Source organism: Merdimmobilis hominis, assembly GCF_900104615.1.
Classification (GTDB): domain Bacteria; phylum Bacillota; class Clostridia; order Oscillospirales; family Ruminococcaceae; genus Merdimmobilis; species Merdimmobilis hominis.
In genome coordinates, this window is record NZ_LT629939.1 from 1,178,172 (window position 1) to 1,201,921 (window position 23,750).

Annotated in this window: 29 protein-coding genes; 11 read left to right on the forward strand and 18 right to left on the reverse strand. The window is 57.7% G+C overall.

Annotation, left to right across the window (positions count from 1 at the left end):
• Positions 1 to 140: 140 nt before the first annotated feature.
• On the forward strand, positions 141 to 416 hold the full coding sequence (locus tag BQ5353_RS05730) for a zinc ribbon domain-containing protein (protein WP_054332228.1): 276 nt from the start codon (positions 141 to 143) through the stop codon (positions 414 to 416).
• Between the two features lie 71 nt (positions 417 to 487).
• Here BQ5353_RS05730 and BQ5353_RS05735 read toward each other — a convergent pair whose 3' ends face one another.
• The 4 genes from BQ5353_RS05735 to BQ5353_RS05750 form a co-directional block, all read right to left on the reverse strand.
• Positions 488 to 1,588: a tetratricopeptide repeat-containing glycosyltransferase family 2 protein gene (locus BQ5353_RS05735; RefSeq protein ID WP_054332229.1), complete on the reverse strand. Its 1,101-nt coding sequence runs from the start codon at positions 1,586 to 1,588 to the stop codon at positions 488 to 490.
• Between the two features lie 210 nt (positions 1,589 to 1,798).
• Positions 1,799 to 2,719 carry a helix-turn-helix transcriptional regulator gene (locus BQ5353_RS05740; protein ID WP_054332230.1) on the reverse strand — a complete coding sequence of 307 codons (921 nt, stop codon included), beginning with the start codon at positions 2,717 to 2,719 and terminating at the stop codon, positions 1,799 to 1,801.
• 60 nt (positions 2,720 to 2,779) lie between these two features.
• Positions 2,780 to 3,607: a TraX family protein gene (locus tag BQ5353_RS05745; protein ID WP_071427470.1), complete on the reverse strand. Its 828-nt coding sequence runs from the start codon at positions 3,605 to 3,607 to the stop codon at positions 2,780 to 2,782.
• A 122-nt stretch (positions 3,608 to 3,729) separates the two neighbouring features.
• Positions 3,730 to 4,323, reverse strand: coding sequence for a flavodoxin family protein (locus BQ5353_RS05750; RefSeq protein WP_054332232.1), 594 nt, complete (start codon positions 4,321 to 4,323; stop codon positions 3,730 to 3,732).
• Between the two features lie 117 nt (positions 4,324 to 4,440).
• On the opposite strand from BQ5353_RS05750, the gene BQ5353_RS05755 reads away from it, so the two are divergent.
• From BQ5353_RS05755 to BQ5353_RS05780, 6 genes are all read left to right on the forward strand, one after another.
• Positions 4,441 to 4,788, forward strand: coding sequence for a winged helix-turn-helix transcriptional regulator (locus BQ5353_RS05755; protein ID WP_054332233.1), 348 nt, complete (start codon positions 4,441 to 4,443; stop codon positions 4,786 to 4,788).
• A 256-nt stretch (positions 4,789 to 5,044) separates the two neighbouring features.
• Positions 5,045 to 5,857: a glycosyltransferase family 8 protein gene (locus tag BQ5353_RS05760; protein WP_054332234.1), complete on the forward strand. Its 813-nt coding sequence runs from the start codon at positions 5,045 to 5,047 to the stop codon at positions 5,855 to 5,857.
• 168 nt (positions 5,858 to 6,025) lie between these two features.
• Positions 6,026 to 6,496: a MarR family winged helix-turn-helix transcriptional regulator gene (locus tag BQ5353_RS05765; protein WP_054332235.1), complete on the forward strand. Its 471-nt coding sequence runs from the start codon at positions 6,026 to 6,028 to the stop codon at positions 6,494 to 6,496.
• 4 nt (positions 6,497 to 6,500) lie between these two features.
• Complete coding sequence (gene ftsH / locus BQ5353_RS05770) at positions 6,501 to 8,315, forward strand: ATP-dependent zinc metalloprotease FtsH (protein ID WP_071427471.1); 1,815 nt, start codon at positions 6,501 to 6,503, stop codon at positions 8,313 to 8,315.
• A gap of 22 nt (positions 8,316 to 8,337) precedes the next feature.
• Complete coding sequence (locus BQ5353_RS05775; RefSeq protein WP_054332236.1) at positions 8,338 to 8,742, forward strand: hypothetical protein; 405 nt, start codon at positions 8,338 to 8,340, stop codon at positions 8,740 to 8,742.
• A gap of 157 nt (positions 8,743 to 8,899) precedes the next feature.
• On the forward strand, positions 8,900 to 9,682 hold the full coding sequence (locus tag BQ5353_RS05780; RefSeq protein WP_054332237.1) for a 4Fe-4S dicluster domain-containing protein: 783 nt from the start codon (positions 8,900 to 8,902) through the stop codon (positions 9,680 to 9,682).
• A gap of 86 nt (positions 9,683 to 9,768) precedes the next feature.
• On the opposite strand, the gene BQ5353_RS05785 is transcribed toward BQ5353_RS05780, so the two are convergent.
• The 3 genes from BQ5353_RS05785 to BQ5353_RS05795 form a co-directional block, all read right to left on the reverse strand.
• The gene (locus BQ5353_RS05785) at positions 9,769 to 10,425 is read right to left on the reverse strand and encodes a potassium channel family protein (protein WP_054332238.1); all 657 of its coding nucleotides are present in this window, start codon (positions 10,423 to 10,425) and stop codon (positions 9,769 to 9,771) included.
• A 17-nt stretch (positions 10,426 to 10,442) separates the two neighbouring features.
• Complete coding sequence (locus BQ5353_RS05790) at positions 10,443 to 11,060, reverse strand: potassium channel family protein (protein WP_071427472.1); 618 nt, start codon at positions 11,058 to 11,060, stop codon at positions 10,443 to 10,445.
• A 326-nt stretch (positions 11,061 to 11,386) separates the two neighbouring features.
• Entirely contained in the window at positions 11,387 to 11,941 is a 555-nt protein-coding gene (locus BQ5353_RS05795) for a pyruvate kinase alpha/beta domain-containing protein (RefSeq protein WP_054332240.1), read from the reverse strand.
• A 746-nt stretch (positions 11,942 to 12,687) separates the two neighbouring features.
• Between BQ5353_RS05795 and BQ5353_RS05800 the strand changes: the two genes are divergently transcribed.
• On the forward strand, positions 12,688 to 13,170 hold the full coding sequence (locus BQ5353_RS05800; RefSeq protein WP_054332282.1) for a GNAT family N-acetyltransferase: 483 nt from the start codon (positions 12,688 to 12,690) through the stop codon (positions 13,168 to 13,170).
• A gap of 63 nt (positions 13,171 to 13,233) precedes the next feature.
• Here the strand turns inward: BQ5353_RS05800 and BQ5353_RS05805 are convergent, their stop codons facing one another.
• The 11 genes from BQ5353_RS05805 to BQ5353_RS05855 form a co-directional block, all read right to left on the reverse strand.
• On the reverse strand, positions 13,234 to 13,764 hold the full coding sequence (locus BQ5353_RS05805; protein ID WP_143117171.1) for a hypothetical protein: 531 nt from the start codon (positions 13,762 to 13,764) through the stop codon (positions 13,234 to 13,236).
• Positions 13,765 to 13,782: 18 nt separating this feature from the next.
• Positions 13,783 to 14,220 (reverse strand): GNAT family N-acetyltransferase, encoded by a 438-nt coding sequence (locus BQ5353_RS05810; protein ID WP_054332242.1) that lies wholly within the window; start codon positions 14,218 to 14,220, stop codon positions 13,783 to 13,785.
• Between the two features lie 77 nt (positions 14,221 to 14,297).
• A complete protein-coding gene (locus BQ5353_RS05815; protein ID WP_054332243.1) occupies positions 14,298 to 15,290 on the reverse strand; it encodes an inorganic phosphate transporter in 993 nt (330 codons plus the stop codon).
• 86 nt (positions 15,291 to 15,376) lie between these two features.
• Positions 15,377 to 16,198, reverse strand: coding sequence for a 16S rRNA (cytidine(1402)-2'-O)-methyltransferase (gene rsmI, locus BQ5353_RS05820; RefSeq protein WP_071428426.1), 822 nt, complete (start codon positions 16,196 to 16,198; stop codon positions 15,377 to 15,379).
• A gap of 4 nt (positions 16,199 to 16,202) precedes the next feature.
• Positions 16,203 to 16,931 (reverse strand): tRNA1(Val) (adenine(37)-N6)-methyltransferase, encoded by a 729-nt coding sequence (locus BQ5353_RS05825; RefSeq protein WP_054332244.1) that lies wholly within the window; start codon positions 16,929 to 16,931, stop codon positions 16,203 to 16,205.
• Between the two features lie 222 nt (positions 16,932 to 17,153).
• The gene (locus BQ5353_RS05830; RefSeq protein ID WP_054332245.1) at positions 17,154 to 17,324 is read right to left on the reverse strand and encodes a DUF362 domain-containing protein; all 171 of its coding nucleotides are present in this window, start codon (positions 17,322 to 17,324) and stop codon (positions 17,154 to 17,156) included.
• Between the two features lie 202 nt (positions 17,325 to 17,526).
• A complete protein-coding gene (locus tag BQ5353_RS05835) occupies positions 17,527 to 18,393 on the reverse strand; it encodes a PSP1 domain-containing protein (RefSeq protein ID WP_071427473.1) in 867 nt (288 codons plus the stop codon).
• Positions 18,394 to 18,520: 127 nt separating this feature from the next.
• On the reverse strand, positions 18,521 to 19,486 hold the full coding sequence (locus BQ5353_RS13390; protein ID WP_054332246.1) for a DNA polymerase III subunit: 966 nt from the start codon (positions 19,484 to 19,486) through the stop codon (positions 18,521 to 18,523).
• Between the two features lie 24 nt (positions 19,487 to 19,510).
• A complete protein-coding gene (locus BQ5353_RS05845) occupies positions 19,511 to 19,834 on the reverse strand; it encodes a cyclic-di-AMP receptor (protein WP_054332247.1) in 324 nt (107 codons plus the stop codon).
• A gap of 156 nt (positions 19,835 to 19,990) precedes the next feature.
• The gene (locus BQ5353_RS05850; protein ID WP_071427474.1) at positions 19,991 to 21,046 is read right to left on the reverse strand and encodes a lipid II:glycine glycyltransferase FemX; all 1,056 of its coding nucleotides are present in this window, start codon (positions 21,044 to 21,046) and stop codon (positions 19,991 to 19,993) included.
• A gap of 92 nt (positions 21,047 to 21,138) precedes the next feature.
• A complete protein-coding gene (locus BQ5353_RS05855) occupies positions 21,139 to 21,960 on the reverse strand; it encodes an epoxyqueuosine reductase (RefSeq protein WP_054332248.1) in 822 nt (273 codons plus the stop codon).
• Positions 21,961 to 22,172: 212 nt separating this feature from the next.
• Here BQ5353_RS05855 and BQ5353_RS13395 point away from each other — a divergent pair, with 212 nt between their 5' ends.
• From BQ5353_RS13395 to BQ5353_RS05865, 3 genes are all read left to right on the forward strand, one after another.
• Entirely contained in the window at positions 22,173 to 22,295 is a 123-nt protein-coding gene (locus BQ5353_RS13395; protein ID WP_267888276.1) for a hypothetical protein, read from the forward strand.
• A gap of 170 nt (positions 22,296 to 22,465) precedes the next feature.
• Positions 22,466 to 22,843 (forward strand): DUF134 domain-containing protein, encoded by a 378-nt coding sequence (locus BQ5353_RS05860; RefSeq protein WP_204211284.1) that lies wholly within the window; start codon positions 22,466 to 22,468, stop codon positions 22,841 to 22,843.
• Positions 22,836 to 23,672, forward strand: coding sequence for an Mrp/NBP35 family ATP-binding protein (locus tag BQ5353_RS05865; RefSeq protein ID WP_054332250.1), 837 nt, complete (start codon positions 22,836 to 22,838; stop codon positions 23,670 to 23,672). Before BQ5353_RS05860 ends, BQ5353_RS05865 begins: the two co-directional genes overlap by 8 nt.
• Positions 23,673 to 23,750 lie beyond the last annotated feature (78 nt).

Sequence of the window (23,750 nt, forward strand, 5' to 3'; positions counted from 1 at the left end):
CAACCGCCGGTTCGCGGCGGGTCTGGCAGCCGTATTGAAATCAATCCTTCTAAATTTTTTCACCGGGCTTTTTATATGACACACAGCTGTCATATTTCCTGCAATATACTAAAGGCATCAAAAGAAAGGAGCGAAATCATATGGAAAACAAAGAGAACAAGATGATTTTTTGTCAAAGCTGCGGCATGCCCCTGGAAAAAGAAGAGGATTTCGGCACCAATGTTGACGGCAGCCCCAACGGCGACTACTGTGCCTACTGCTACAGGGGCGGGGCATTCCTTGCCGACTGCACCATGGAGGAGATGATTGATTTCTGCCTGGAGGCCACCAAGGACACCGGACTTTACACCGACCGGGAGGAGGCCCGCTGCCAGATGATGGATTGGTTCCCCACCCTCAAGCGCTGGAGCAAATAGCTCTTAACCCAGCAGCAGCCCCGGATTTCCTAGGAAATCCGGGGCTGCTTGTCATTTGCTCACAATCTATTTTAGAGGCTCAGGCTGTTTGTTTCGGGTTCCTCCCCCAAAGAGGCAAAATAAGCGCGGTTATGGGCCACCTCTTTGGAATCTGGGCGATAGGTTGCCGCCAATTCATTGTAAGCGGCGGCTTCCCGCCTGCGGCCAAGCTGGTCCAGGCAGACACACAGCTGGATGGCCGGCAGAAAGCCATAGCAGTCGGGGGAAACGAACCCGCCGGATTGGTCCTCCCGCGGGCGGGAAAGGGCGGTTTGGTACCAGAAAACCGCTTCTTCAAACCGCCCCTGCCCCAGGAACCAGGCCCCCAGGTCACAGCAGAGTTCCGCTCGGGGCGGGGCGAGGGCCAGCCCCCGCAGGAGGGCAAACAAGGCATCCTCCTGCCACCCCAACTGCCGGTAGCAGCCGCTGAGAAGGCGGCAGGCATCCAGTTTGTTTTCCACCCAGGCGGCTGGCTCCAGCAAAAAGAGCTCCAGAACTTGGATGGCTTTGGCATATTCCCGGTGATCCACCAGCTCCCGGCCATAATAGAACTGTTGCCGGGGCCCCAGTTTCTCCCCATCCGCCAGCATTTTTTCATAGATGCGTAGGTTGCGGTCCGGGTCGCCAGATCGGGTCTTCCGGTGGGTTACCCCGATGTCCGAATATACAATGACCCCCCTGGGGGTGATGACTTCATGGACCTTGCCTTCCCACAAGAAACCGGCGTGATTTTTTAACAGGCGTTCCCGGTAATAGGAGAAAGTGGGGTTGCCAGCGGAATCAAAGGCTACATGATACCGCATCATCACCAGGTCCACTTGGGGGGAAAGGGTTTCTTTTAAGGAGAGGAACTTCTCCCGGTCGGGCTGGAGCAGCAAATCATCGGCGTCCAGCCACAAGAGATAGTCCCCTGTCGCCTTGGAAAACGCGTAGTTTCGGGCGGCGGCGAAATCGTCCGTCCACTGGTAGGGGTAGACGGCGTCGGTGTACTGCCGGGCCACCTCCTGAGTGCGGTCGGTGGAACCGGTGTCCACCACAATAATTTCATCGGCGATTCCCTGGACACTGTCCAAACAGCGGCCAAGGGTTTCCTCCTCATTCTTGACAATCATACACAAACTGATGGTGATCATAGTCCTGTCCTCTCCCCGTGGATTTGCGGCAGTGCCGCACTCTATCCTATGCTCAGGGACGAAAAATGTGACAGCGGCCGGTGCTTTTTCCCTGGCGGACTGCCAAGGGCAGAGAGCAAAGTCCCTGGAAGGCTTGCCCCAGCTATAAAACCAGCCTCCCCCGGGGAAGATAAACCTAAGACACAAAAAGACAGCAGCTTGGCTGCTGTCTTAGTTGCCAGGGGTCGGGCCGCCGTAGTTTTCCAGGATTTTTTGCGCCTCCTCCCCCAGTCTGCGGCGGAGTTCCGGCGGGGAAAGCACCGTCATCTCCCGCCCAAAGGAGAGTAGATACCCACAGATGCCCCCGTCGTCCGGGTACTGATCCACCACCAGGAACCCGCCTTCCGGCAGATGGGTCACCTTTTCCGGCGGGAATTCATCATACACCCGGAAGGCTGCCTTCTCGGTGAACCGCAGCCGCACTTCGATTGTTTTTCCCCAGCTGGAGGGCAGTTCTTCCACCTCCGGCGGGAGAGGCCGGGGCAAGAATTTTTCCTCCAAAAGGGCGGGCTCCTCCATCCGGCAGATTTTGAAGGTGCGAAACGCCTGCCGTTCCCGGCAGTATCCCTGCAAATACCAGGAGCCATATTTAAACCGCAGTTTCACTGGCTCCACCCGGCGCTGGGTCCGCTGGCCGCTCATACCGCAATAGGAGAATTGGAGCACCCTCCGGCCGACGATGGCCTGCCGCAGCAGGGCAAACCTCTCCCGCTCCACCGGGCCGCTGCCCCAGGAGGAAAAATCCACGTCAATCCAATTGGCGGCACTGTCCCCAAACAAACTCCCCAGCCGGGAGAGGATCTCTTGGCTGTCCGTACCGCCGGTGGCCTGCAAGCTCTGCAAGGCGAAGAGGATGTCGTTTTGCTCCTCCTTGGTCAGGAGGGACTTGTCCAATACAAAACCGGGCAGCAAACCCAAGCCGCCGCCCCTCCCTTTGGTGGAGTAAATGGGGATCCCCGCTTGGGAGAGGGCCTCCACATCCCGGTAGATGGTCCGGGTGGAGACTTCAAACCGCTCCGCCAGCTGGGAGGCGGTCATCTCCCCCCGCTCCAGCAGGAGATAGATTATTTGAAACAGCCGGTTGCCCTGCACAGGTGATCCCTCCCTTTTGCTGGTAAACTTTCAACAAGTTGTTGACTTGTTGTGGAAAACTCAGCTGGCCATCCAAAATCCCAGCAGTGCTAGCACCAAAAAATGAACGGGATACAAAGCGTACACCCCATACTGGGCCGTTTTTGTGGCATGACCCTTCTCCCCGTTGTAGAACAGGGCGACCGCCACCCCCAGGCAAGGGCCCACTGCATATAAAAAGGTCTCCGCCAACGGGGGACCGGTGATGGGCCCCTGGAACAACCAGATCCAATATCCCAGTTGGGCCACAGGGAAGAAGAGCATCCAAATCACTGCCCGTTTTTGCAGTGGAAGCTCCATGGTCAGATAGAAGGCGGGAACCAGCATGGCATACATCCCTCCGCCCTCGGTGCGGAAGAACTCCGCCGCCGCGATGGGCAGAAAAGCGGCAAGAAGGGCCAGAGAGGGGTTCTGTTCCTTCTCCCGCTCATACAGGGCAATGGAGAGGAGACCCAACCCCAAAGTGAACATGAAATTCAAGGGGATGTACAGCTCTTCCCCCAGCCGTGCTTCCCAGGCTTTCAGATAGAGGAAATAGGGGATTTGCGCCAGCGCCCCAAACAAAAAGATTCGCTGGGCATAACGCTTTACGCTGCGGGTGTGGCGGTACCCGTTGGCGATGCAGAAAAGGAAGATGGGAGCGGCGATCCGCCCTAAATATGGCAGTGCTAAAATGAGGAAACCAGCAAACCAGGAGAGGGCATCCCCCACCGGGCCGGGAAAGCTTTCGGCCGCCCAGCGGCCAAACGCCTCCAGCGGCTGGTCAAACAGTTCCAGGTGGAAGAGGTGGTACACATGGTCGAACAGCATGGATAGGACAGCGACGGTTTTTAAGGCGAAAAAGCTCATAGGGCACCTCCTTGCCGCACTGTTTTCATACTACCTGCTCCCGGCGAGGAAGTCAAGGCGGCGCGCCTAGGGGACGACGGAAAACGGGGCCGTCCTACAAAACGGCCCCCGCGATGGCATCTTTATATTGTTTCGTCCCGGTACAGGGATTTTCCAAAGGCATAGGCTTTCTCTAGATGGCTGGTATGGCCGATCTGTGGCTGCCCATTGGTGCTGCCACACCCTCCGGCTAAAACCATCCCCTTGTCGTGAAACCCGATGTAGTTGACCAGGGCAAAGCGGTAGTAGGACACCGTCTGCTCAAAGGTCCAAAAATAATTGTCCGCTGCAGTCATCAGCAGGGCGCAGTCTTTGGCCGGGTACTTCTCGTAACGGCCGAGGGGTGGGTTGGGATCCTTCTGGGCGATGGCGTAGAACCGCTCAATCAGTGCCTTCAACCGGGAGGATATGGTCCAAAAATACAGCGGCGAGGCAAATGCGATCAGATCGGCGGCCAGGATTTTATCGGCAACCCCCTGGAACCCATCCTTCTGGACGCAGGGCTTTCCATAGCGGCAGGCGTTGCAGCCCAGGCAGCCTTTGACCTCAGTTTGGAGCAGGGAGACCTTCTCCACCTGGTGCCCAGCCTCCTGTGCTCCGCGGATAAACGCGTCCACCAATTGGGCAGTGTTCCCCCGGGGCCGTCCACCGCCCACAATAACCAGTATCTTCTTCATATCCCTCTTCCTTTCTCGTTGTGAATTTCAGTGCTTTCTGTTATTCTATATTTGCAATGGATAAGAAGCAAGTACGCACTTTTTTGACAAATACTATCGAAAAGGAAAGTGTCCTATATGAGTATGGAACCCTATGAAAAACGAATCCAGTCTTTGACCGACACCCCTTTTGGCTATACCCTGTCGATGATCGGTGGGAAATGGCGGCTGGTCATTCTCTACTGGCTGGTGGAATACGAAGCAATCCGTTTCAATGAATTGCAGCGGAAAATTGGCACCATCACCTACAAAACCCTGAGCGCGCAACTCAAAGAGATGGAAGCGGACGGCCTCGTTCTGCGCAAAGAGTACCCCCAAATCCCGCCGAAAGTGGAATACAGCCTTTCAGACAAGGGCCGTTCCCTTCTCCCCATTATGGAGGCCATGTGCCAGTGGGGGCTCGACCACAGCGGAAGATCCTATTAGCACACAAAACCACTGGGGTGCCCGGTTTCTTCTGCGGCCTTATTTTTCCCTGTCGCCCGGTTCCCCTAAGGGAACTGCGAATCCCCGCGAATTTTAAGGTTCCCTTTGAAAAAAGTTACAGTTTATCCATATTCCGGCTGGGGAGTTGGCTATAATAAAAGAAAGGAGAAGGCTTTCGCCCCTTAGGGGTCTTTCCCCGGGACACGCTATTCTCCCATCCGATACCTCGCACACACCCAACAAAGGAGCAAATTGAATGAACATCGTTGTTTCCATCAATGCAAACTACCTCCGGCCTCTGTGTGTCATGCTGCGGTCCCTCCTGGATTCCAACCCAGGGGAGAAGGTCTGCCTGTACATTCTCCACTCCTCCCTCACCGGGGAGAATCTCCAGTACATCCGCACCCTGGTGCCGGATGAACGCTGCCAAGTGACCGGCGTGGCCATCCCGGAGGATTTTTTAGCGGATGCCCCAGTGCTGTTCCATTTCCCTAAGGAGATGTACTACCGCATCTTCTCTGCCCGGCTGTTGCCCCAATCCCTGGACAGGGCCCTCTATCTGGACCCGGATATGATTGTCAACCTCCCTTTGGCGCCCCTGTACAACATGGAGATGGGGGATCACTACTTTGCAGCAGCCAGTTCCATCAACCCGCTGACCCAAGTGGAGTTTAAACACCGGCTGGACATGCCGGATGACAGCGAATACTTCAACTCTGGGGTGCTGTTGATGAACCTCAAAGAGCTGCGGGCTACCCAGGATCTGGAAGCCCCCCTGCGGTACATCGAGGAAAACCGGGAAAAGCTGATCCTGCCCGACCAAGATGTGCTCAACGCCCTGTACCACGACCGCACCATCCTTCTGGACCCCATGGTCTACAATTTTGATGCGCGGTATTATGGTGCCACCCGGGTGGGTTCCCTGGGTAAAATCAACCTGGGTTGGATGCGCAAAAATACCGCTATCATCCACTATTGCGGGGCCAATAAACCCTGGAATCCCTTGTATCTGGGGGAAGTGGGGATTTTTTATAAGGAAGTGGCCCAGAAAATGGGCTTGGAGGAATAGGGCCATCCCACAAAGCCGCCGCGGCCGCAGGCGGCTTTGTCCATTTTTTAAAAATTTGGGGCAAACTGTATCCCAAAGGGGAAGTTTCTGTGAATTTTTACCCCTCCACATTGACATTGAGGCAAAATATTATAGAATATAACTATTCTATTTTATAAGGAGTTTGCCATGGATGTTTTGCAGTTTAAAACAGCAATCTGGAACCTGCAGCGATCCATCGCCGAAAATGCCAACGCGCTGTTTTCCTCGGTGGCGGCGCAGAACGGTCTGACCCCCCAGCAAGCGGCCCTTCTTCTGGAGCTTGCACAAAAAGGCCCCTGCCGCATGGGGGACTTAGCCCGCACCTTGTGCCTGACCAAGACCAACGCCACCCCACTATGTAAGCATTTAGAAGAGGCTGGATACCTCACCCGCCGCCGGGGCGAAACCGACGAGCGGGTGGTCTGGGTCACCTTATCCCCCCAGGGGAAGAAGGCAGCCACCCAGCTGGAAACCGCCTTTGAACAGCAGATTCAGCCACTTTTCCAGCCGGAGGACACCCAGGAACTGGAGTTGGTCGTAGACGGCATGCGGCGGCTGGATAGCCTGCTCAAGCGGATGCGCTCCGTCCTGGAGCACATCACCCAAGAAGGAGAATGATCCGATGAAAGAACAAAAATCCCCCAAGAAACCCCTGTTGTTTTATTACGCCATCGTCATGCTGGCGGTCATCCTGTTCAATTCCATGGTGATGCCCTACTTTGTCCGCCGCCAGGTCACCGATGTGGATTACAGCACCTTCCTCTCCCAGGTGGAGGAGGGCAAGGTGGAGTCGGTGACCATCGAGGACGGGGAAATCCTCTTCAAAGGAAAAGATGAAAACGGCGAAGCCCGCTGGTACATCACCGGCGAGATGAACGACCCCAACCTAGTGGAGCGTTTGAAGGATAAAGTCCCCTCCTTCAACGCACCGGCACCCCAAAAAAGCTCCCCCATCATCACCTTGCTTCTCTCCTACCTGCTGCCCATCCTCCTATTTATGGGCTTGGGGCAGCTTTTGATGAAGAGCATGGAAAAGCGGATGGGCGGCAATGCCATGACCTTCGGCAAAAGCAACGCAAAAATCTACGTCTCCGCCCAGACTGGCAAGACCTTTGCCGACGTGGCCGGCCAGGATGAGGCCAAAGAATCCCTACAGGAGATTGTGGACTTCCTCCACGACCCTGCCAAATACACCGCCATCGGCGCCACCATGCCGAAAGGGGCCCTGTTGGTAGGCCCTCCCGGCACCGGCAAGACCCTGTTGGCCCAAGCGGTGGCTGGGGAAGCCCAGGTTCCCTTCTTTTCCATCTCCGGCTCGGAATTTGTGGAGATGTTTGTGGGTATGGGCGCAGCCAAAGTCCGGGACTTGTTTAAACAGGCCCAGGAAAAAGCCCCCTGCATCGTGTTCATCGACGAGATCGACACCATCGGCAAAAAGCGGGACAACGGCGGCATCGGCGGCAACGACGAGCGGGAGCAGACCCTCAACCAGCTGCTGACCGAGATGGACGGCTTCGACGGCAAAAAGGGAGTTGTCATCCTGGCGGCCACCAACCGGCCGGACACCTTGGACAAAGCCCTCCTCCGGCCGGGGCGCTTTGACCGCCGCATCCCGGTGGAGCTGCCTGACCTGGCCGGCCGGGAGGCCATCCTCAAGGTCCACTCCAAAAAAATCCTCACCGAACCGGACATCGACTACCGGGCCATCGCCTTGGCAACCAGTGGCGCATCCGGCGCAGAACTGGCCAATATCATCAACGAAGGCGCCCTCCGGGCGGTGCGCAGCGGCCGGACGTTGGTCAGCCAAAGCGATTTGGAGGAATCGGTGGAGGTGGTCATCGCCGGATACCAGCGCAAAAACGCGGTCATCTCCCCCAAGGAGCGGGAGATTGTCGCTTACCACGAAATCGGCCACGCCCTGGTGGCGGCCAAACAGTCGGATAGCGCCCCTGTCCACAAAATCACCATCATCCCCCGCACCTCCGGCGCGCTGGGCTACACCATGCAGGTGGACGAAGGGGAAAAATTCCTCATGTCCCGGGAGGAAGCCTACTCCAAACTGGCCACCCTCACCGGCGGCCGCGCGGCTGAGGAGTTGATCTTCGGCACCATGACCTCCGGCGCCTCCAACGACATTGAACAGGCCACCCGCCTTGCCCGGTCGATGGTAACCCGCCTGGGTATGACCGACGCCTTTGACATGATGGCCCTAGAGACCTTGAACAACCAGTATCTGGGCGGAGACGCCTCTTTGACCTGCTCCCCCCAGACCGCCGCCAAGATTGACGACCAGGTGCTGGCCCTGATCAAAAACGCCCACGCCCGGGCAGTGGAGATCCTCAAGGAGAACCAGGAGAAACTCCATGAGCTGGCCAGCTACCTGCTGGAGAAGGAGACCATCACCGGCGAGGAATTCATGGAGATCCTAAACCGTTAAACCATTTGGAGGAGACGATTGCATGAACCGATTTTTCCCCGGGGGCTGGAACGGGCGCTACGGGCTGGACCAGTTGTCCATCGCTATGGCGGCCCTCTCCTGTTTTCTCTCCCTGTTCCTCCCCCGGTACCACCGCAATGGATTTTTCACCTTGGTCAGCCTTTTCTGTGCTGCCCTGCTCCTCCTGGCGCTGTGGCGGACCCTCTCCCGGGACACCTCCCGCCGCTGGGCGGAAAATGAGAAGTTCCTGCGCTATTGGAACCCCATTCAACAGAAGATCGCCTGTGGGTGGAACCGCCTGCGGGACCGGGACCACCGGTATTTCCGGTGCCCGGGATGCGGCCAAACCCTGCGGGTTCCCAAAGGCCGGGGTACGGTGCGGATCACCTGTCCCCGCTGCCACCAAGAGATCATCCGGAAAACCTAATCCGTCCTGGGAGGGGCTGTACAGCCCCTCCCAGTTGTTTTTTCTCCGATAACAGGACACTTTACAACACCGCCAATCCGAGGTATACTCATTTTATATAAGCATCTAAACCGAGCATCGCCCACCGGGCTGCCGGCACAGGAAAGAGGGGTTCCCTATGACAGTACAATCCATTCGAATCATCACCTTCAGCCCCACCCACAGCAGTTTAAACGCCGCAAAAGCCGTGGCTTCCGCCTTTGACTGCCCTGTGGAAGTGGAGGACATCACCACCTCCTGGCGGGAGCCTCACAGCGCCCCCTTCTCCTCCGGTGAGCTGCTGATTGCCTCGGTGCCGGTGTACGGGGGCCGGATCCCAGCCTTTGTGGAGCCGTATCTCCGTTCCCTCCAGGGGAATGGTGCAGCCGCCTGCCCTGTGGTGGTTTACGGAAACCGCGCCTATGAGGACGCCCTCTTGGAGCTGGGGGACATCCTGGCGGGAGACGGGTTCCTGCCGGTGGCCGGGGCAGTGTTTGTGGCGGAGCACTCCATGACCGCCAAGGTCGCCACAGGCCGCCCCAGCAAAGGAGAACTGGCCGAGGGAAAAGCCTTCGGGGAACAACTCAAAGCGAAGCTGGCGAAAGACGACCTTTCCCGGCCGGAGATCCCCGGCAACCGCCCCTATAAGGAGCGCAAGCCCAGCGGCGGAGATCCTATGTACCCCGCCACCAAAGAGAACTGCATCGGCTGCGGGATCTGTGCCAAAGGCTGCCCGATGCAGATCATCTCCCGCGAGGATTTTTGTACCATCATAGCCCCGGAGAACTGCATCCGCTGCTGCGCCTGCGTGAAGAATTGCCCAGCGGGCGCTAAGCACTTCGATTCTCCCGCTTTTGCCGCCCTGCAGCAGATGATGGAGGAGAACTTTGTAGGGGAGCACCAGCCGGAATTCTACCTGTAAATCCTCAAGCAAACCGCCTAAAAAAAGAGAGAGGACGACCGTCCTCTCTTTTTCTATCCATCCCCTCTGTTCTGCAAAAGGGGAACCTACAACATAAATAGCTTCCGCAACTGGGTGATGGTGTCGTTGCTGCACAGCACCATCACCTTGTCCCCGCCCAATAGTTGGGTGTTGCCGCGGGGGATGATCAACTCCCCGTCCCGGGTGATGGAGATCATCACCGAGCTGGCAGGCATATTCAGTTCCCCCAGGGTCTTGCCGTGGAGGGGGCTCTCCTTGGGGATTTCCAGCTCACTGATGGAGGCTTTTCCCCGGTTGACCGAGACCAGCTGTTTGATGGCGGAGGCATCCACCTCCCGCTCCAGCAACCGGGCGATGCTGTCGGTGCTGGAGACCGGGATATCCACTCCCAGCCGCTTCATAATCGCTGCATTTTTAGGGTTGTTGACCCGGGCCACCGTCTTTTTAATGCCAAAGTATTGTTTAGCCAGCTGGCAGGCCACCAAATTGTCTTCGTCCCGGCCAGTGACCGCCACCAGCCCTTCTGCGTCGCGGGCGCCAGCGCCTTCCAGCACCTCAATTAAGGTGCCGTCCCCGCAGACCACAGGGTAATCCAGCTCGTTGGCAATTTTGGCGCAGAGGTGTTTGTCTTTCTCCACAATATGGGGCTCATGCCCGTGCTCGGTCAGCGTCTGGGCCAGAAAATAGCCCACTTTTCCACCGCCTACTACAATCACTTTCACCGGGGTCTCCTCCCTTCTCAATCCACAACTTTCGTAAAGACCAACCGGTCTTGGGCGGTCAAGTTCACCGTCTTTTCCCCTGCCAGATCCATGCTGCCATCGGGGTGCAGCACCCCGAACAACACACCTAAGGTATCCTTCACCTCATTGGAGCGCCGGCCCACCCACTCCCGGGGCATGGGCACGGTGGTGAAGGAAAGGGTGGAACTGTCAAAGGTCATCTGCTGAACTTCACCACTGTCGGTGAGGATGGCGTGGATGGCATCCACTGCCAAATTGGTGGGGCAGACGGTGTGCAGGCCGAAGCTGGTGAACACTTGGGTCCTCTGGGGGTCGTAAATGCGGGTCAGCACCCGAGGAACCTTGAAGACCTCCTTGGCGATTTGAGAGACCATGATATTCTGGTTGTCGTCTGAGCTGACCGCTGCCACCGCGTCGCAAACCTCTATGCCTGCACGGCGCAGCACTTCCGTATCAATAGCCAGCCCCGTCACGGTGAGTCCGGAAAAATCGTTGTCCAACAGTTCAAAGTTCTGTTCGTCTTTGTCGATGACCGAGACATCGTGCCCCTCCCGGGAGAGGATGGAAGCCAGATGGGACCCCATGGTCCGGCAGCCAATCACCAGGATATTCATGTTCTAAGTCCTCCTTGTAGGCAGATGGAAAAGCCTCCCCTCTCATTGGGGATGGGGCGGCAGGCGCCAGATTCTTTTCCACAATACAGGGTTATTATATCGAATTTCTTTTGATGTTAAAAGGGATAACGAGAATTCTTTATACAAAAATAATAACCCGGCTGTGCCGGTTGCCGCCAGCTGCCGGCAACCTCCATGGGGATTGCCTCCACAAACCGCAAGGCGGAGGCTGCAAACCTCCGCCTTGCCTATCAAACCTAAAAATGGCCTTCCATGTTATTTTTCTGGAGTTTCCCTTGAAGTGTCAAACGAGCTTGGAGGGAACCCTACAGCAGCACCGGTTTGCAGAGCACCCGGTCGATCTTGGTATCCAAAATGTTAGCGGCGTGGGCAGCCCGCAGCACCAGAGCGGTGTCTGCGCCGCGGCCGGTTCCGCCGATGGCGATGACGGGTTTTTGATAGGGGATCATCCCGCCGTCCAGCGCCATCACCGAACACTCCACCGCCACTTTCGTGCCCTGGCCCAGCATCCGCAGGGAATAGGCCATCACCTCGATGGGGGAAATCCCGCCGAATTTGGCGGACAGCCCCCGCTCCGCCCCGCTGAGGACGTGGGTGGCAGTGTAAACCTGGATGCCCGCGGCCTCCAAGGCGGCTTTGCGCTCGGCGGGCATCTCTTGGACTTCCGGGTCTTTAAATCCAAAACAGTGGCTCACCGCCACAACATGCAGGCCGGAGCGGGCGGCATCCTTGAGCAAGTCGGCGGTGTCACCGGTGTTGGTAGCCACCACAATGGTGTCAATCCCCAGCTCCTTAGCGGCCTGAAGGGCAATATTCACTGTCTCCTCGGTATTCTGTTTGCCGGGCTTTTCAAAATACATGCAAAACTCCTCCTTACATAGGTCTGTTTTTCCCACGGGCTGCTACTGTGGCTCTATCTGGGAAAAGCCGGGCGCCGCTCTGCGGCGGGAAGGGCCTCGCCTACAAAGAATTGGGAGGAATTCCACCCCCACAGCAATTCTTTACACGCCATAGGCTTTGCCCGTGGCAATGGACAAAGGCTTTTTCAAAAATCATTGCTTCTTGCGATTATTATAGCACAAAGTCTGTACAAATCCTGGAAAAATTTCGGTGGGGCTACTGCCCAGGAGGACACGCCGCCCGGCAGAAGATCCCTCCCCTATGATCCCAGGGCGGCCACAGCCGCGCAAACCCTTCCTTCATTTCTCTCCGGCGCACCCACCCCCGGCGGGAAAAATCCCCTTCTTTCAAAAATTTTTCTGAAATAAGCGGCAAAGAGTTTACCAAAACAACATAAAATGCACACATTTATCCCGTATACTAAGTATAGATCAAAAAGGAAAGGAGGAATGACTATGATGAAAATGTTCTACTGCGGACCGGATAGCGGTGATATCGACGATTTGATTTTCGGGGATGAAGAATACTATCCCAGCGAGAAATAATGAGATAGATTTCACGTCCGCACACGGCGGAAAACGACCGGAGCCCTACCAGGAGGGTTCGCGGTCCTTTTTCATTTTTGGGGAAAACCCTTGCCTCCTTCCTCCATCGGCGGTATACTGGGAATACAATTTTCATCCCCAAGGGGAGAAAGGAGCGTTCCATGGAACTTCGGCCCTACCAGCCCCAGGATTTGGACGCTATCTTGGAGCTGTTTTATGAGACCGTCCACGCGGTCAACCGGCGGGATTATTCCCCCAGCCAGCTGGATGCCTGGGCCCCCAAGCAGCCGGACCGGGACCGCTGGGCCCAATCCCTGGCTGCACACTACACAGTCGTTGCTGTGGCGGGAGGGACGGTCGCCGGATTTGCCGACCTGGCCTCTGACGGGTACTTCGACCGGTTGTTTGTCCACAAGGACTTCCAGCGCCAGGGGATCGCCACCGCTTTGGCCGGTTGGATCGAAGGCAAAGCCCGGGAGCTTTCCCTCCCTTCGGTCTGCACCGAGGCTTCCATCACCGCCCGGCCCTTTTTTGAGAAGCGGGGCTATCGGGTGGTGCAGGAGCAGCGCAAACCCCACAACGGCCAGGTTTTTGTCAACTTTGTCATGGAAAAGCGCCTGGGAGAACCCCCCCATTTGCATTAAAAAACCGGGAACCGGCCAAAAGGCCGGTTCCCGGTTTTTTATCTACGGTCTTTGGGTAGACGCTTACTCCTCAAAGGGCCGCATAAGCTCTTTGGCGTCCTCCCCCCTTTGGGCAGACGCTTGCTCCTCAAAGGGCTGCATAAACTCTTTGGCATCCTCCCCCACCTGGGCTGGCGCGAAAAAGGAGACCGATCCAGAGCCATCGTCCGGCGGGTCGATGGGCTCCAATTTGAGGATGGTCTTCTCCTTCTCCGGGTACGGAAAGACATACAGGGTGTATTCCTCGCTTTTGGCGGTCAAAACACAGGAAAGCCCGTATTGGGGCCCCTCCTCCTGGGCAGCTTCCACCCATTGATCGGGCTGAAGCAGGGACTGCAGTTCCTCCTGCTGCTTTGCATCCAGGGAAAAGGGGTAGCGGAAATCCCCCGGCTCAAAATGGCAGCCCACCGTGTCAAAGCCGTCCAGCGAAACGCCGCCCACTTGGGCCGGCGCTTCCGCCTGAGAGGACATGGGCGGGGCCTCTCCCCCCTGCTGGGGAGCGCATCCGGCCAGCAGCACTGCAAGGGCAAACAAGCAGATCCATATTCGTCTCATTTTCCTGCCCCCTTGCCGCTACAGCTCTTTTTTCATCTTGAAATGGGGGATGCCGGAGAGGATCAGCTCTTCGCTGGTCACCTGATACCCCAGGGCGAGGTAGAAGTCCAGCGCCACCTTCCGGGCGTCCAGAACGATGGTGGAGAAGCCCTTCCCCTTCATCAACTCTTCGCCGTAAGCCACCATCTTCCGGCCGACGCCCTGGCGGCGGCAGCTCTCATCCACTGCCACCTGGCGCATCTGGGTGACACCCTCCCCCCGGTCGATGAACAGCAGCGTCCCCACCAGGCGGCCTCCGTCAAAGGCTCCCACATGCCAGTAGGTGTTCTCCTGGGAGAGATCCTGCTTGTACAGGTTGAGGCCCAAGGGCACCCGCAGAATCTCATTGCGCAGGGCCAGCTCGTCTTCATACTCCTTAGTTCCCCATTGGATGTCGCGCACCACAATTTCGCTCATGATTCCATTCCTCCTTGTTTTGTTTGAATTCCGGCTATTTTCTTTCATCCTATCACAATCGGGATAAAAAAGGAACCCTACAGCAGGGATAGGAACCACAGCGTGCAGAAATACCCCAACGCCCCACAAGCGGGGAAGGTGAGCAGCCAGGCAAAGACCATCTGGCCAAACACCCTCCGGTCGGCGGTTTTGCCACCCACCCCCAGCACTGCGGCAGTCTTGGTGTGGGTGGTGGAGACCGGAAGCCCCCACAGGGTGGTCAAAAGCAGGCTGATCGACCCCGCCAAATCGGAGTAGAGGGCGGATTTGTGATCCAGCCGGACCATTTTCTCCCCCACCTTGCGGATAATGCGGCCTCCGCCGGTGTAGGTGCCCAGGGCCATGACCAAGGCGGTGAGGGCCACCACCTGCCAGTTGCCCGCCAGCTCCACCCGGCCGCTGGGGAGCCCCCGGGCGATCCAGTCGGCGATGAGGAACACCGCAGCGAACTTCTGCCCGTCCTGGGCGCCGTGGCAAAAGGCCATCAAGGCGGCGGAGCCAACCTCCCCCCGGACATAAAACCGGTCGCCCAGATGCTTTTCCCACGGGAGAAACAGCCGTTGAACCCCCCAGCCCAGGAGATAGCCCAGCACCAGGGAGAGAACCAGGCCCGCAAGCACCCGCATGAGACCGCCCAGATGGATCCCCGCCCCTTGGTTGAGGGCATAGGCCGCCCCCATGGTTCCGGCGATAAGGGCGTGGCTCTCACTGGTGGGGATGCCGAACCACCAAGCCCCCACCGCAAAGAGCACGATAGCAGTCATCGCCCCCGCCAGTGCGGCCAGGGAGTGGGCCGAATCCACCGCGGCAAAGTTGACTAGGCCGGAAATGGTGTCCGCCACCGCCGGGCAGAGGGCGGTCATGGCCACAACCCCTAGCAGGTTCATGGCGGCCGCCAGGGTCACCGCCCGCTTATAAGGCAGCACACCGGAGGCCACCACACCGGTTATGGCCCCAGGGGCATCGGTCCAGCCGTTGACAAAGACCACGGCCAGCACCAGGCACAAGGTCCAAAGCTTTAAAAGAGCCATGTCCGCTCCTCCTCGTTTTCAATCGCGGACAACAAAAAGGCCCGCGTACTGCATCATACGCGGGCCGTCCCATTTTTAGTCTTTGTTTATTCACCCAGCAGTGCCTTGTACAGGTCCCCTTTTTTGAACCCCGTCTCCCGGGAAGCCTCTTTGGCCGCCTGGCTGATGCCGGTTCCCCCGGCGATGAGGCCCCGGGCCAATTCCAAGGCGTCCTCAAAGGAGAGAGGATGTTCCTCCGGCTTAGCCCCCTCGATCACCAGTACAAACTCCCCTTTAGGAGTCACCTGCCGGTAATACTCCGCCGCCTTTGGCAGGGTGGTGCGGATGACCTCCTCGTGGAGCTTGGTCAACTCCCGGCAGATGGAGACCTGCCGGTCCCCGAGCACCTTGCTCATGTCCTCCAAAGTGGAAAGGAGTTTGTGGGGCGCCTCATAAAAAATCAGGGTGTGGGGGTCGTCCTTCACCGACTCCAGATGCTGAAACCGGCTGGTTTTTTTCACCGACAAAAACCCCTCAAAGGCAAAGCGGCTGGTTTTGAGGCCGGAGACCGCCAAGGCGGTGACGGCGGCGCTGGGGCCGGGCACCGCCTCGATGGGGACCCCATGCTCCCGGCAGATGGCCACCAAATCCTCCCCAGGGTCGGAAATACAGGGCATCCCCGCGTCGGTGACGATGGCGCAGCTCTCCCCGCCCAGCAGCCGGGAGAGGATGATCTCCCCTTTCTCCCGCAGATTGTGTTCATAATAGCTGATCATCGGCTTTTTAATCCCCAGGTGGGAGAGCAGCTTCATGGTCACCCGGGTATCCTCCGCGGCGATGAAGTCCACCTCGGATAGGACCTGCGCCGCTCTGGGGGAGAGGTCCCCCAGGTTGCCGATGGGGGTGCCCACCACATACAATTTACCCATAGTTTCACCTTTTCCCATAGATTTTCAGTAGTTCTTCTGAGAAGCCGTCCTCCCCCTCGATGAGGAGAGGAGCCTCCACCTGCAAAAAAGGCTTTGCCCCCTTCTTCCCCTCACAGAGGAAGAGCCAGGGGGCCGACCCTGGCCGCTGCTGGACAAACCGCACCCGCTTGGGTTCCAAACCCTGCTGACGAAGCAAGGTGAGGACATCGCAAAGCCGCTCCGGCCGCTGGCAGAGGCAGAACCGCCCCCCAAACTTCAAAAGCCGGGCCGCAGCGGCCACCACATCGGCAAGGCTGCACTGTGTCTCATGCCGGGCGATTTTTTCACTCTCCCACTCGCTTAGGATTCCCCCTCCCTCCACTTTGTAAGGAGGGTTGCAGGTGACCAGGTCAAACCGGCCGGACTCCAGCTGGGGCGGAAGATCCTTCAAATCCGCGCAGATGGGGATAAGCCTTCCCCCAAGGCCGTTTTTCTCCACCGAGGCGGTCAGCTGGGCAATGGCCTTTTGCTGGATGTCCACCCCAAAGGCCAGTTTAGGGGCATCCTCCGGCCGGCGGAACCACAGCATGGGGATGATGCCGCACCCGGTGCCCAAATCGCAGGCCAGGTCTTTTCGCCGGGGCGCGGCAAAATCCGACAACAGAAAGGCGTCGGTGCCGAATTTGTGGTCGGGGGTGACGCAGAGGGTCCGGTCGCCTAAAGCTTCATAATGGTGGGGGAAATCCAGTTCCATGCCATTTCTCCTTTCGGGCCGCGGGCCAGCCCCATAAATTCAGTAAGTATTCGGGCCGCCGGCTTTTCAAAGGCTTCCCATGCCCTCCCCAGCAAGAGGGCCAGGCAGAAATTCCCTGCCATCCGCTTCCCTGTGGCCATTATAGCATCCATTGGGAAATGGGTCAAAAAAAGATGGGTACAGCGTGGGGCTGTACCCATCTTCCTATGTGCGAACCGGAGCCTACTGAGCGCTGGGAGCGCCAACAGGGCAAACACCTGCGCAAGCGCCACACTCGATGCAGGTAGCTGCGTCGATCACATATTTGCCGTCACCAGCAGAGATCGCGTTTACGGGGCACTCAGCCTCGCATGCGCCGCAGCTGATGCACTCATCAGAAATTGCATATGCCATGGGTTACACCTCCTTAAATGTTCAAGTTCATTGTACCATAGATCGGGAAAAAATCAATCAATCTTCCATAAAATATTTGTGAATGAATTAGCTTTCTCTCAATCATCCGCCCGCTGCACCCTGCCACACAAAACTGGAAAAGGCCGCAGCCCATGGGCTGCGGCCTTTAAAAAAATAGATTCTCATAAAACCCTCGGCTAGGTTACCCCTCCAGCTTTTTGAGGGCTTTGGCTTCGTCGTCCTTCACCTTGATCTGCCCATCCCGGATGACGCGGACCTCGCTCTTGTCGAAGATGTGGGGCGCAGCGTCCATGGCTTTGTCCATCCGCACCTTGAGCACACCGGTGAGCAGGTTGACCTCCTGGACCGTGCCCCGCCCGTCGGGGGTATTGACGGTGGCGCCCACTTTTGGGGTGGTGCGCAGCAGGTCATCGTAGGCGGTCTGCTCAAATTTGAGGCAGCACATCAACCGGCCACAGGTGCCGGAGATTTTGGTGGGGTTGAGGGAAAGGCCCTGCTCTTTGGCCATTTTTATGGAAACCGGCTGGAACTCCCCCAAAAAGGTGGAGCAGCAGAAAGGCCGCCCGCAGACGCCCAATCCCCCCAACATTTTGGCTTCATCCCGCACCCCGATCTGCCGCAGCTCAATCCGGGTGCGGAACACCGAGGCCAGGTCCTTGACCAATTCCCGGAAATCCACCCGGCCATCCGCTGTAAAGTAAAACAGGATTTTGTTGCTGTCAAAGGTGTATTCCACGTCCACCAGCTTCATATCCAGCTTGTGTTCCTGGATCTTTTTCTGGCAGACCTCCGCCGCCTGTTTTTCCTTTTGGCGGTTGCGTTCCACCTGGTCCAGATCGGCCTTGGTTGCCACCCGGATCACCTTTTTCAAGGGTTTTACAATCTCGTGTTCCTCCACTTCCCGGTTGCCCGCAGCCACCTCGCCGCATTCCACACCCCGGGCTGTTTCCACGATTACATGGGCCCCTTTGGCGATCTTGTTGCCATTGGGGTCAAAATAATATACTTTGCCAACGTTCTTAAAGCGAACGCCGATCACTTCTGCCATTTCCTTCCTCCTTTTTGGGCGTTTGCCCCATCTCTATTCCATCCCCCTGTTGGGGAAGCCGGAAACCTCCGGCAGAATCCTCTCAGTTTCTCTGGGGCCCCTGTGGGGGCCCGCTTTCCACGCAAGGTCATCCCCTGGGCAGGGCCGCCTTGAGCCGCCCGCAGAATTGGGTGGTCAGCAAGGTCAAATTGACATTCTGGGCCGCCTTTTGCTGGGCTTTTTCTATTATACCAACGATCCGCATTCCCTGCAACGGTGTAATCTGGCGGGTTTGGCCGGACTTTCCAGGGGCGAGGTACTGCCCCGTCAACTGCCCCGCCACCCGATCCTTGGCCGCCTGCAAAAGCCGCAAAAACCCTTCCCGATCCTTTTCATACCGGCTCAATAAGGCGAGCATAGGGTACTCCTCCCCTTGGAAGAGGAGGTCCAGCAGCTGTTTCGCATCCCGCTCGGCGCCCAAGGCTCCCGGGTCATCCAAAGCGGCCAGAGCCCGGCCGATGCTCCCCTCGGAAAGGGTGGCTGCGAACTGGTATTCCTCCTCCGTGTGGTCCGGGCGGAGCCCCGGCAGCACCGCCAGACACTCCTCCGGCGTGGGGGTTGCCACCGGGATAGTCACCACCCGGGAAAGGATGGTGGGCAGCAGTTTGGAGCGGTTGTCACAGGTGAGGAGGAACACCCCGTAGGACGGGGGCTCCTCGATGATTTTCAAAAGGGCGTTTTGGGCCTGGACGGTCATGTTCTGGGCGTCGCAGAGGATATAGACCTTGGCCTTCCCCTCGTTGGGCTTCACATAGGCGGACAGCCGCACCTGGCGGATGGCGTCGATGTGGAAGGAACGGCTCCCCCCCTCTTCCCCCACCACCATCACGTCGGGGTGGTTGCCGGAGAGGACTTTATGGCAAGGCCCACAGTCCCCACAGGGTTTCTCCCCTTCCCCTTCGCAGAGGATGGCGGCGGCCAGGCGCAAGGCCAGGGTCTTCTTTCCGCAGCCCTCCTGCCCCTCCAACAGGACAGCATGGGGAAAACGCCCGCCGGCGGTCAGCGCGGCGAGCGTTTTGAGTGCTCTATCGTTGTAATAAAAATCCTGATTCAACTGGGCTTCTCCCATTCTATGCGGTTAGAGTTTTACAAACTGCTCCACATCCAGCACAAAGACGGTAGCGCCGCCCACCTGGACTTCCACCGGGAAGGAGGTGAACATGCCGACGCCGTAGGATGCGGAGGAGGGAACCATCTGGGTTCTCTTCTGGCTGTGGGTGCGCAGGATTTCGATGACCTGGGGAACCTTCTCATCCTCTGTACCACAGATAAATGTGGTGTTGCCGGACATCAGGAAGCCACCGGTTGTCGCCAGTTTAGTGACCGAGAATCTCTCTTTGGTCAAAGCCATCTGCACTTTTTGGCTGTCGTCATTGGATACAATTGCAAGAATCAATTTCATAATGGGACCCCCTTTATCAATGGATGAGGACATCTCTGTGTTCCTCTATGGCTTTATTCTACCACATTCTGAAGAGGAAAGCCACAGCTTTTGCACAAATTTAACAAATTATACCCATATTTTATCAAGCCCTAAACACATTGCCCGGAGGCTAAATCAATTTTTGTGTTGGAGTTTCCGCTTCACCGTGCGCATGGCTCCGTTTAAGGCGATGGCCTGGTCCACCATCTTGGCCTTGAGGGGCTGGTAAATGTAGTCGAACTCCCCGGCAAGCTCATCCAGGGTGCCGTTGAACCCCCGTTTGAACCGGTAGAGGCCATACATGTGGTGGCTCTCCTCCAGAATGCCGGAGACCCCCTGGAAATCGTAAACCCAGCAGCCGGTTTCAATGGCCCAGCGGATCATCTCCCACTGGATCAGGTAGTTGGGCATCACATTGCGGTGGGCGTTGTCCGAAGCGCCATAGACATAGCAGGTCTTGCCTCCAAAGTTGGTGGTGATGGCCCCGGAGATGGGCTGCCCCTCATAAAAGGCCATGTAAAGCCGCACCTTCTCCCCCAAAGAGTCCAGCATCCGCTCAAAGTAGGATTTGGGCCGGATGTTGAAGCCATCCCGCTGGCCGGTGGTCTCCATGAGACCCATAAAATCATCCAGCCGCTCCTTGCCCACCACCTGGATTTCCACCCCGTGTTTCCGGGCTACCCGGACATTGTACCGGGTCTTCTGGGTCAGGGCGGCAAAGACCTCATCCTCGGTGCGGCCGTTCAGATACAGCCGGTAGTTGAACCGGGCCTGGATGCCTTCAAACCCATCGGGGCCGTAGGACTGGACAAAACCCAACGCCTTTAGGTTCTCCACTGCCTCGGTGTCGGTGAAGAGGATATCCGGGTCCCACTTGATGGCGTGGGCATTGTACCGGCGGGCCAGTTCATCGGCGCCGTTTTTCAGATCCAGCAGGATGGCCTTGTTGTGCAGATCGCACACCGGGCCCCGAGGGGCGTACAAAAAGCTGGTGCCGATCATGGGGATCTTTTGAATCAGAACCCCCATGGCCCCCACAATCTCCCCGCTGGCGCTGCGGCTGATCACCGCCTCATATCCCCAATTGTTTTTCACCTTCTGCCAGTCGGTGCACTGGGTAAAACTGGATTGGGGATGGCTGGCTACAAAGGCGTCATATTCCCCATACTGGGCGGGTGTGATAATTTCCATGGAACGGTCCCCTCCTTGTAAAAATGCCCGCTGCAAAGCCGCGGCGCTGCTGTATTGTTTTGCCTGGGTTTCCCTTGGCGGTGTCTTTCTTCCTATTCTTTCCCCCCCTGGGGCGGATACTCCCCAGTGAGGATAGCCAAATTCCGTTCCAGCACCCCTTTCCCCCGGAACCCCAGCGCCTTGCATTTTTTTAGAACGGCAAGGTTCTCCCGGGTGAGGATAGGAACCACATTTTGATAAAAGGCCGGGATGTCCGACCAACGGGCCCCTTTGTTGTGGGGACAGACGTCGGTGCACAGGTCGCAGCCCCAAACCATCCCCCCTTGGCGGATGGCCTGTACCTCCCAAAGGGACAGTTCCCCCTTTTTCTGGGTGATATAGGAACGGCAGCGGCTTTCCTCCACAGTGCCATCCCCTTTGAGGGCCCCGCCAGGGCAGGCCCGGACACAGGCCCCGCAGCCTAAACAGCCCCCCGGCAAGGGGGTGGAGGGGGGAAACTCCAGGTCGGTGACGATCTCCCCGATGAACACATAGGAACCGAATTCCGGGTGGATTAGCTGGCCGTTCCGGCCGATGACCCCCAGCCCTGCCAGATAGGCGGCATAGACCTCCCGGATGGGGGAGGAATCCACAAAGCAGGCAAAGGAACCCTGGGGATAGGCCTCTCCCAGACGGGCGGCTATCTCCTCCAACATCCCCCGGCCGATGGTGTGGTAGTCGTCGGCCAAGGTGTACCGGGAGATATTCCGCTCCGGGTAATCCCCCACATAATAGGGGAGCAGGCAGACGATCACCGACCTGGCTCCCGCTGGGATGCGGGCCGCCCCCCGGCAGGGCAGCAGCGGGAGGCAGTCGGCGAAGGCGGCAACGCCAAATTGGCTGATTCCCCCGCCGGTGACAATCTCTTTCAGCATATGCCTTCCCCCCTTGGATCATCCCTTACTGTAGCATATTTGGCCGCCCTTTTCCACCCTTTTTCTGTGAATGGCCGCTTTTTGCCCGCCGGTTTCCAGGGGATTTCCTCCATGGGAAGTTTTGGCGGGTTTTCCGCCCCAATTCGCCCTCTTTTGCCTTGACAAAGATTTTCCCCCCCGGTATGATGAATAAGGAAAGGAGGGCCAAGGCATTGGATCTGTTGTCTATCGTCATCGACCTTGCGACCTTTATCACAAAATTTTTGTGGCTTGCCGTGATCCTCGCCGCGGTGCAGACCGCCTACCGCTATCTCAAAAATAAATTTCACTGGTAAATAGTTCGCCGGTCCCCTGGTTTATTCTGGGGGAACCGGCTTCTTTTTACTCTGGCCGCCGCCATGTTTCCTGTGGTTGACACCCTCTGCCGGAGCCGGTATAATTGAGGGGAGTGGAACCGGGCATATGCACAATATGCCCCCCATTCCACAAGTATTGCGGTCAGGAGGTGGACATTCTGCCCAGGACAACCAAATGCAGGCGGGTGTGCATCGCCCCAGACAATCGGGTTTTCACCCCCAAACGCCCCTGCGGCAAACCGGTGACCCTGCGGCTGGAAGAGCTGGAAAGCCTGCGCCTGTGCGACCTGGAAGGGCTGGAACAGGACAGCGCCGCCCAGCGGATGGAGGTCTCCCGCGGGACCTTCCAGCGGATTTTGTACCGCGCCCGCCAAAAGGTGGCCGGCGCCTTGTGCGAGGGTTGCCCCATTGTCATCGAAGGCGGCAATTACCAACTGGCCTCCAGCGGCCAGGGATGCCCCCATTCCTGTTCCAGGTGTTACCCAAATGAATTGCAAATAGGTAAGGAGTTGAAATCCAATGAGTGAAGGATGCAACCACGATTGCGGCAACTGCACCCAGAACTGCCCCTCCCGCCAGATGAAGCCGGAGGATTTCTTGGAGTCCCCCCACGAGATGAGCTCCATCCGCAAGGTGATCGGCGTAGTCAGCGGCAAAGGCGGCGTCGGCAAATCCCTGGTGACCTCCCTGATGGCGGTCCTTCTGAACCGCCGGGGCTACAACACCGCCATTTTAGACGCGGATATCACCGGCCCCTCCATCCCCAAGGCCTTTGGCATCCACGAAAAAGCCATGGCCAGCCAGTTCGGCCTTCTCCCCACCAAAACCAAGACCGGCGTGGACATCATGTCGGTCAATCTGCTGTTGGATCATGAGACTGATCCAGTGGTGTGGCGGGGTCCCATTATCGCCAATACGGTAAAACAGTTCTGGACCGATGTGATCTGGAGCGACGTAGACTTTATGTTTGTGGACATGCCTCCGGGAACCGGTGATGTTCCCTTGACCGTCTTTCAATCCATCCCCCTGGATGGCATCCTCATCGTCACCTCCCCTCAGGAGCTGGTCTCGATGATCGTGGGCAAAGCGGTCAACATGGCCAAAAAAATGAATATCCCCATCTTGGGTTTGATTGAGAATATGAGCTATGTCCAGTGCCCAGACTGCGGCAAACACATCCATGTCTTCGGCGAAAGCCATTTAGAGGATGTGGCTGCCGCCTATGGGCTGGATGTACTGGGCCGCCTTCCCATCGACCCTGCCATCGCCAGCGCCTGTGACCAGGGCCGGATCGAAGAGGTCGAAGGGGATTGGCTGGACGGCGCCGCCGACCTGTTGGAACATTTGGGCGACTAAACCCTTGCAAAGACAGCTCCCATACAAAGGGGGCTGTCTTTGCTGCATTTTGGCGGGAGTAGCTCCCCCTTGCCCCCA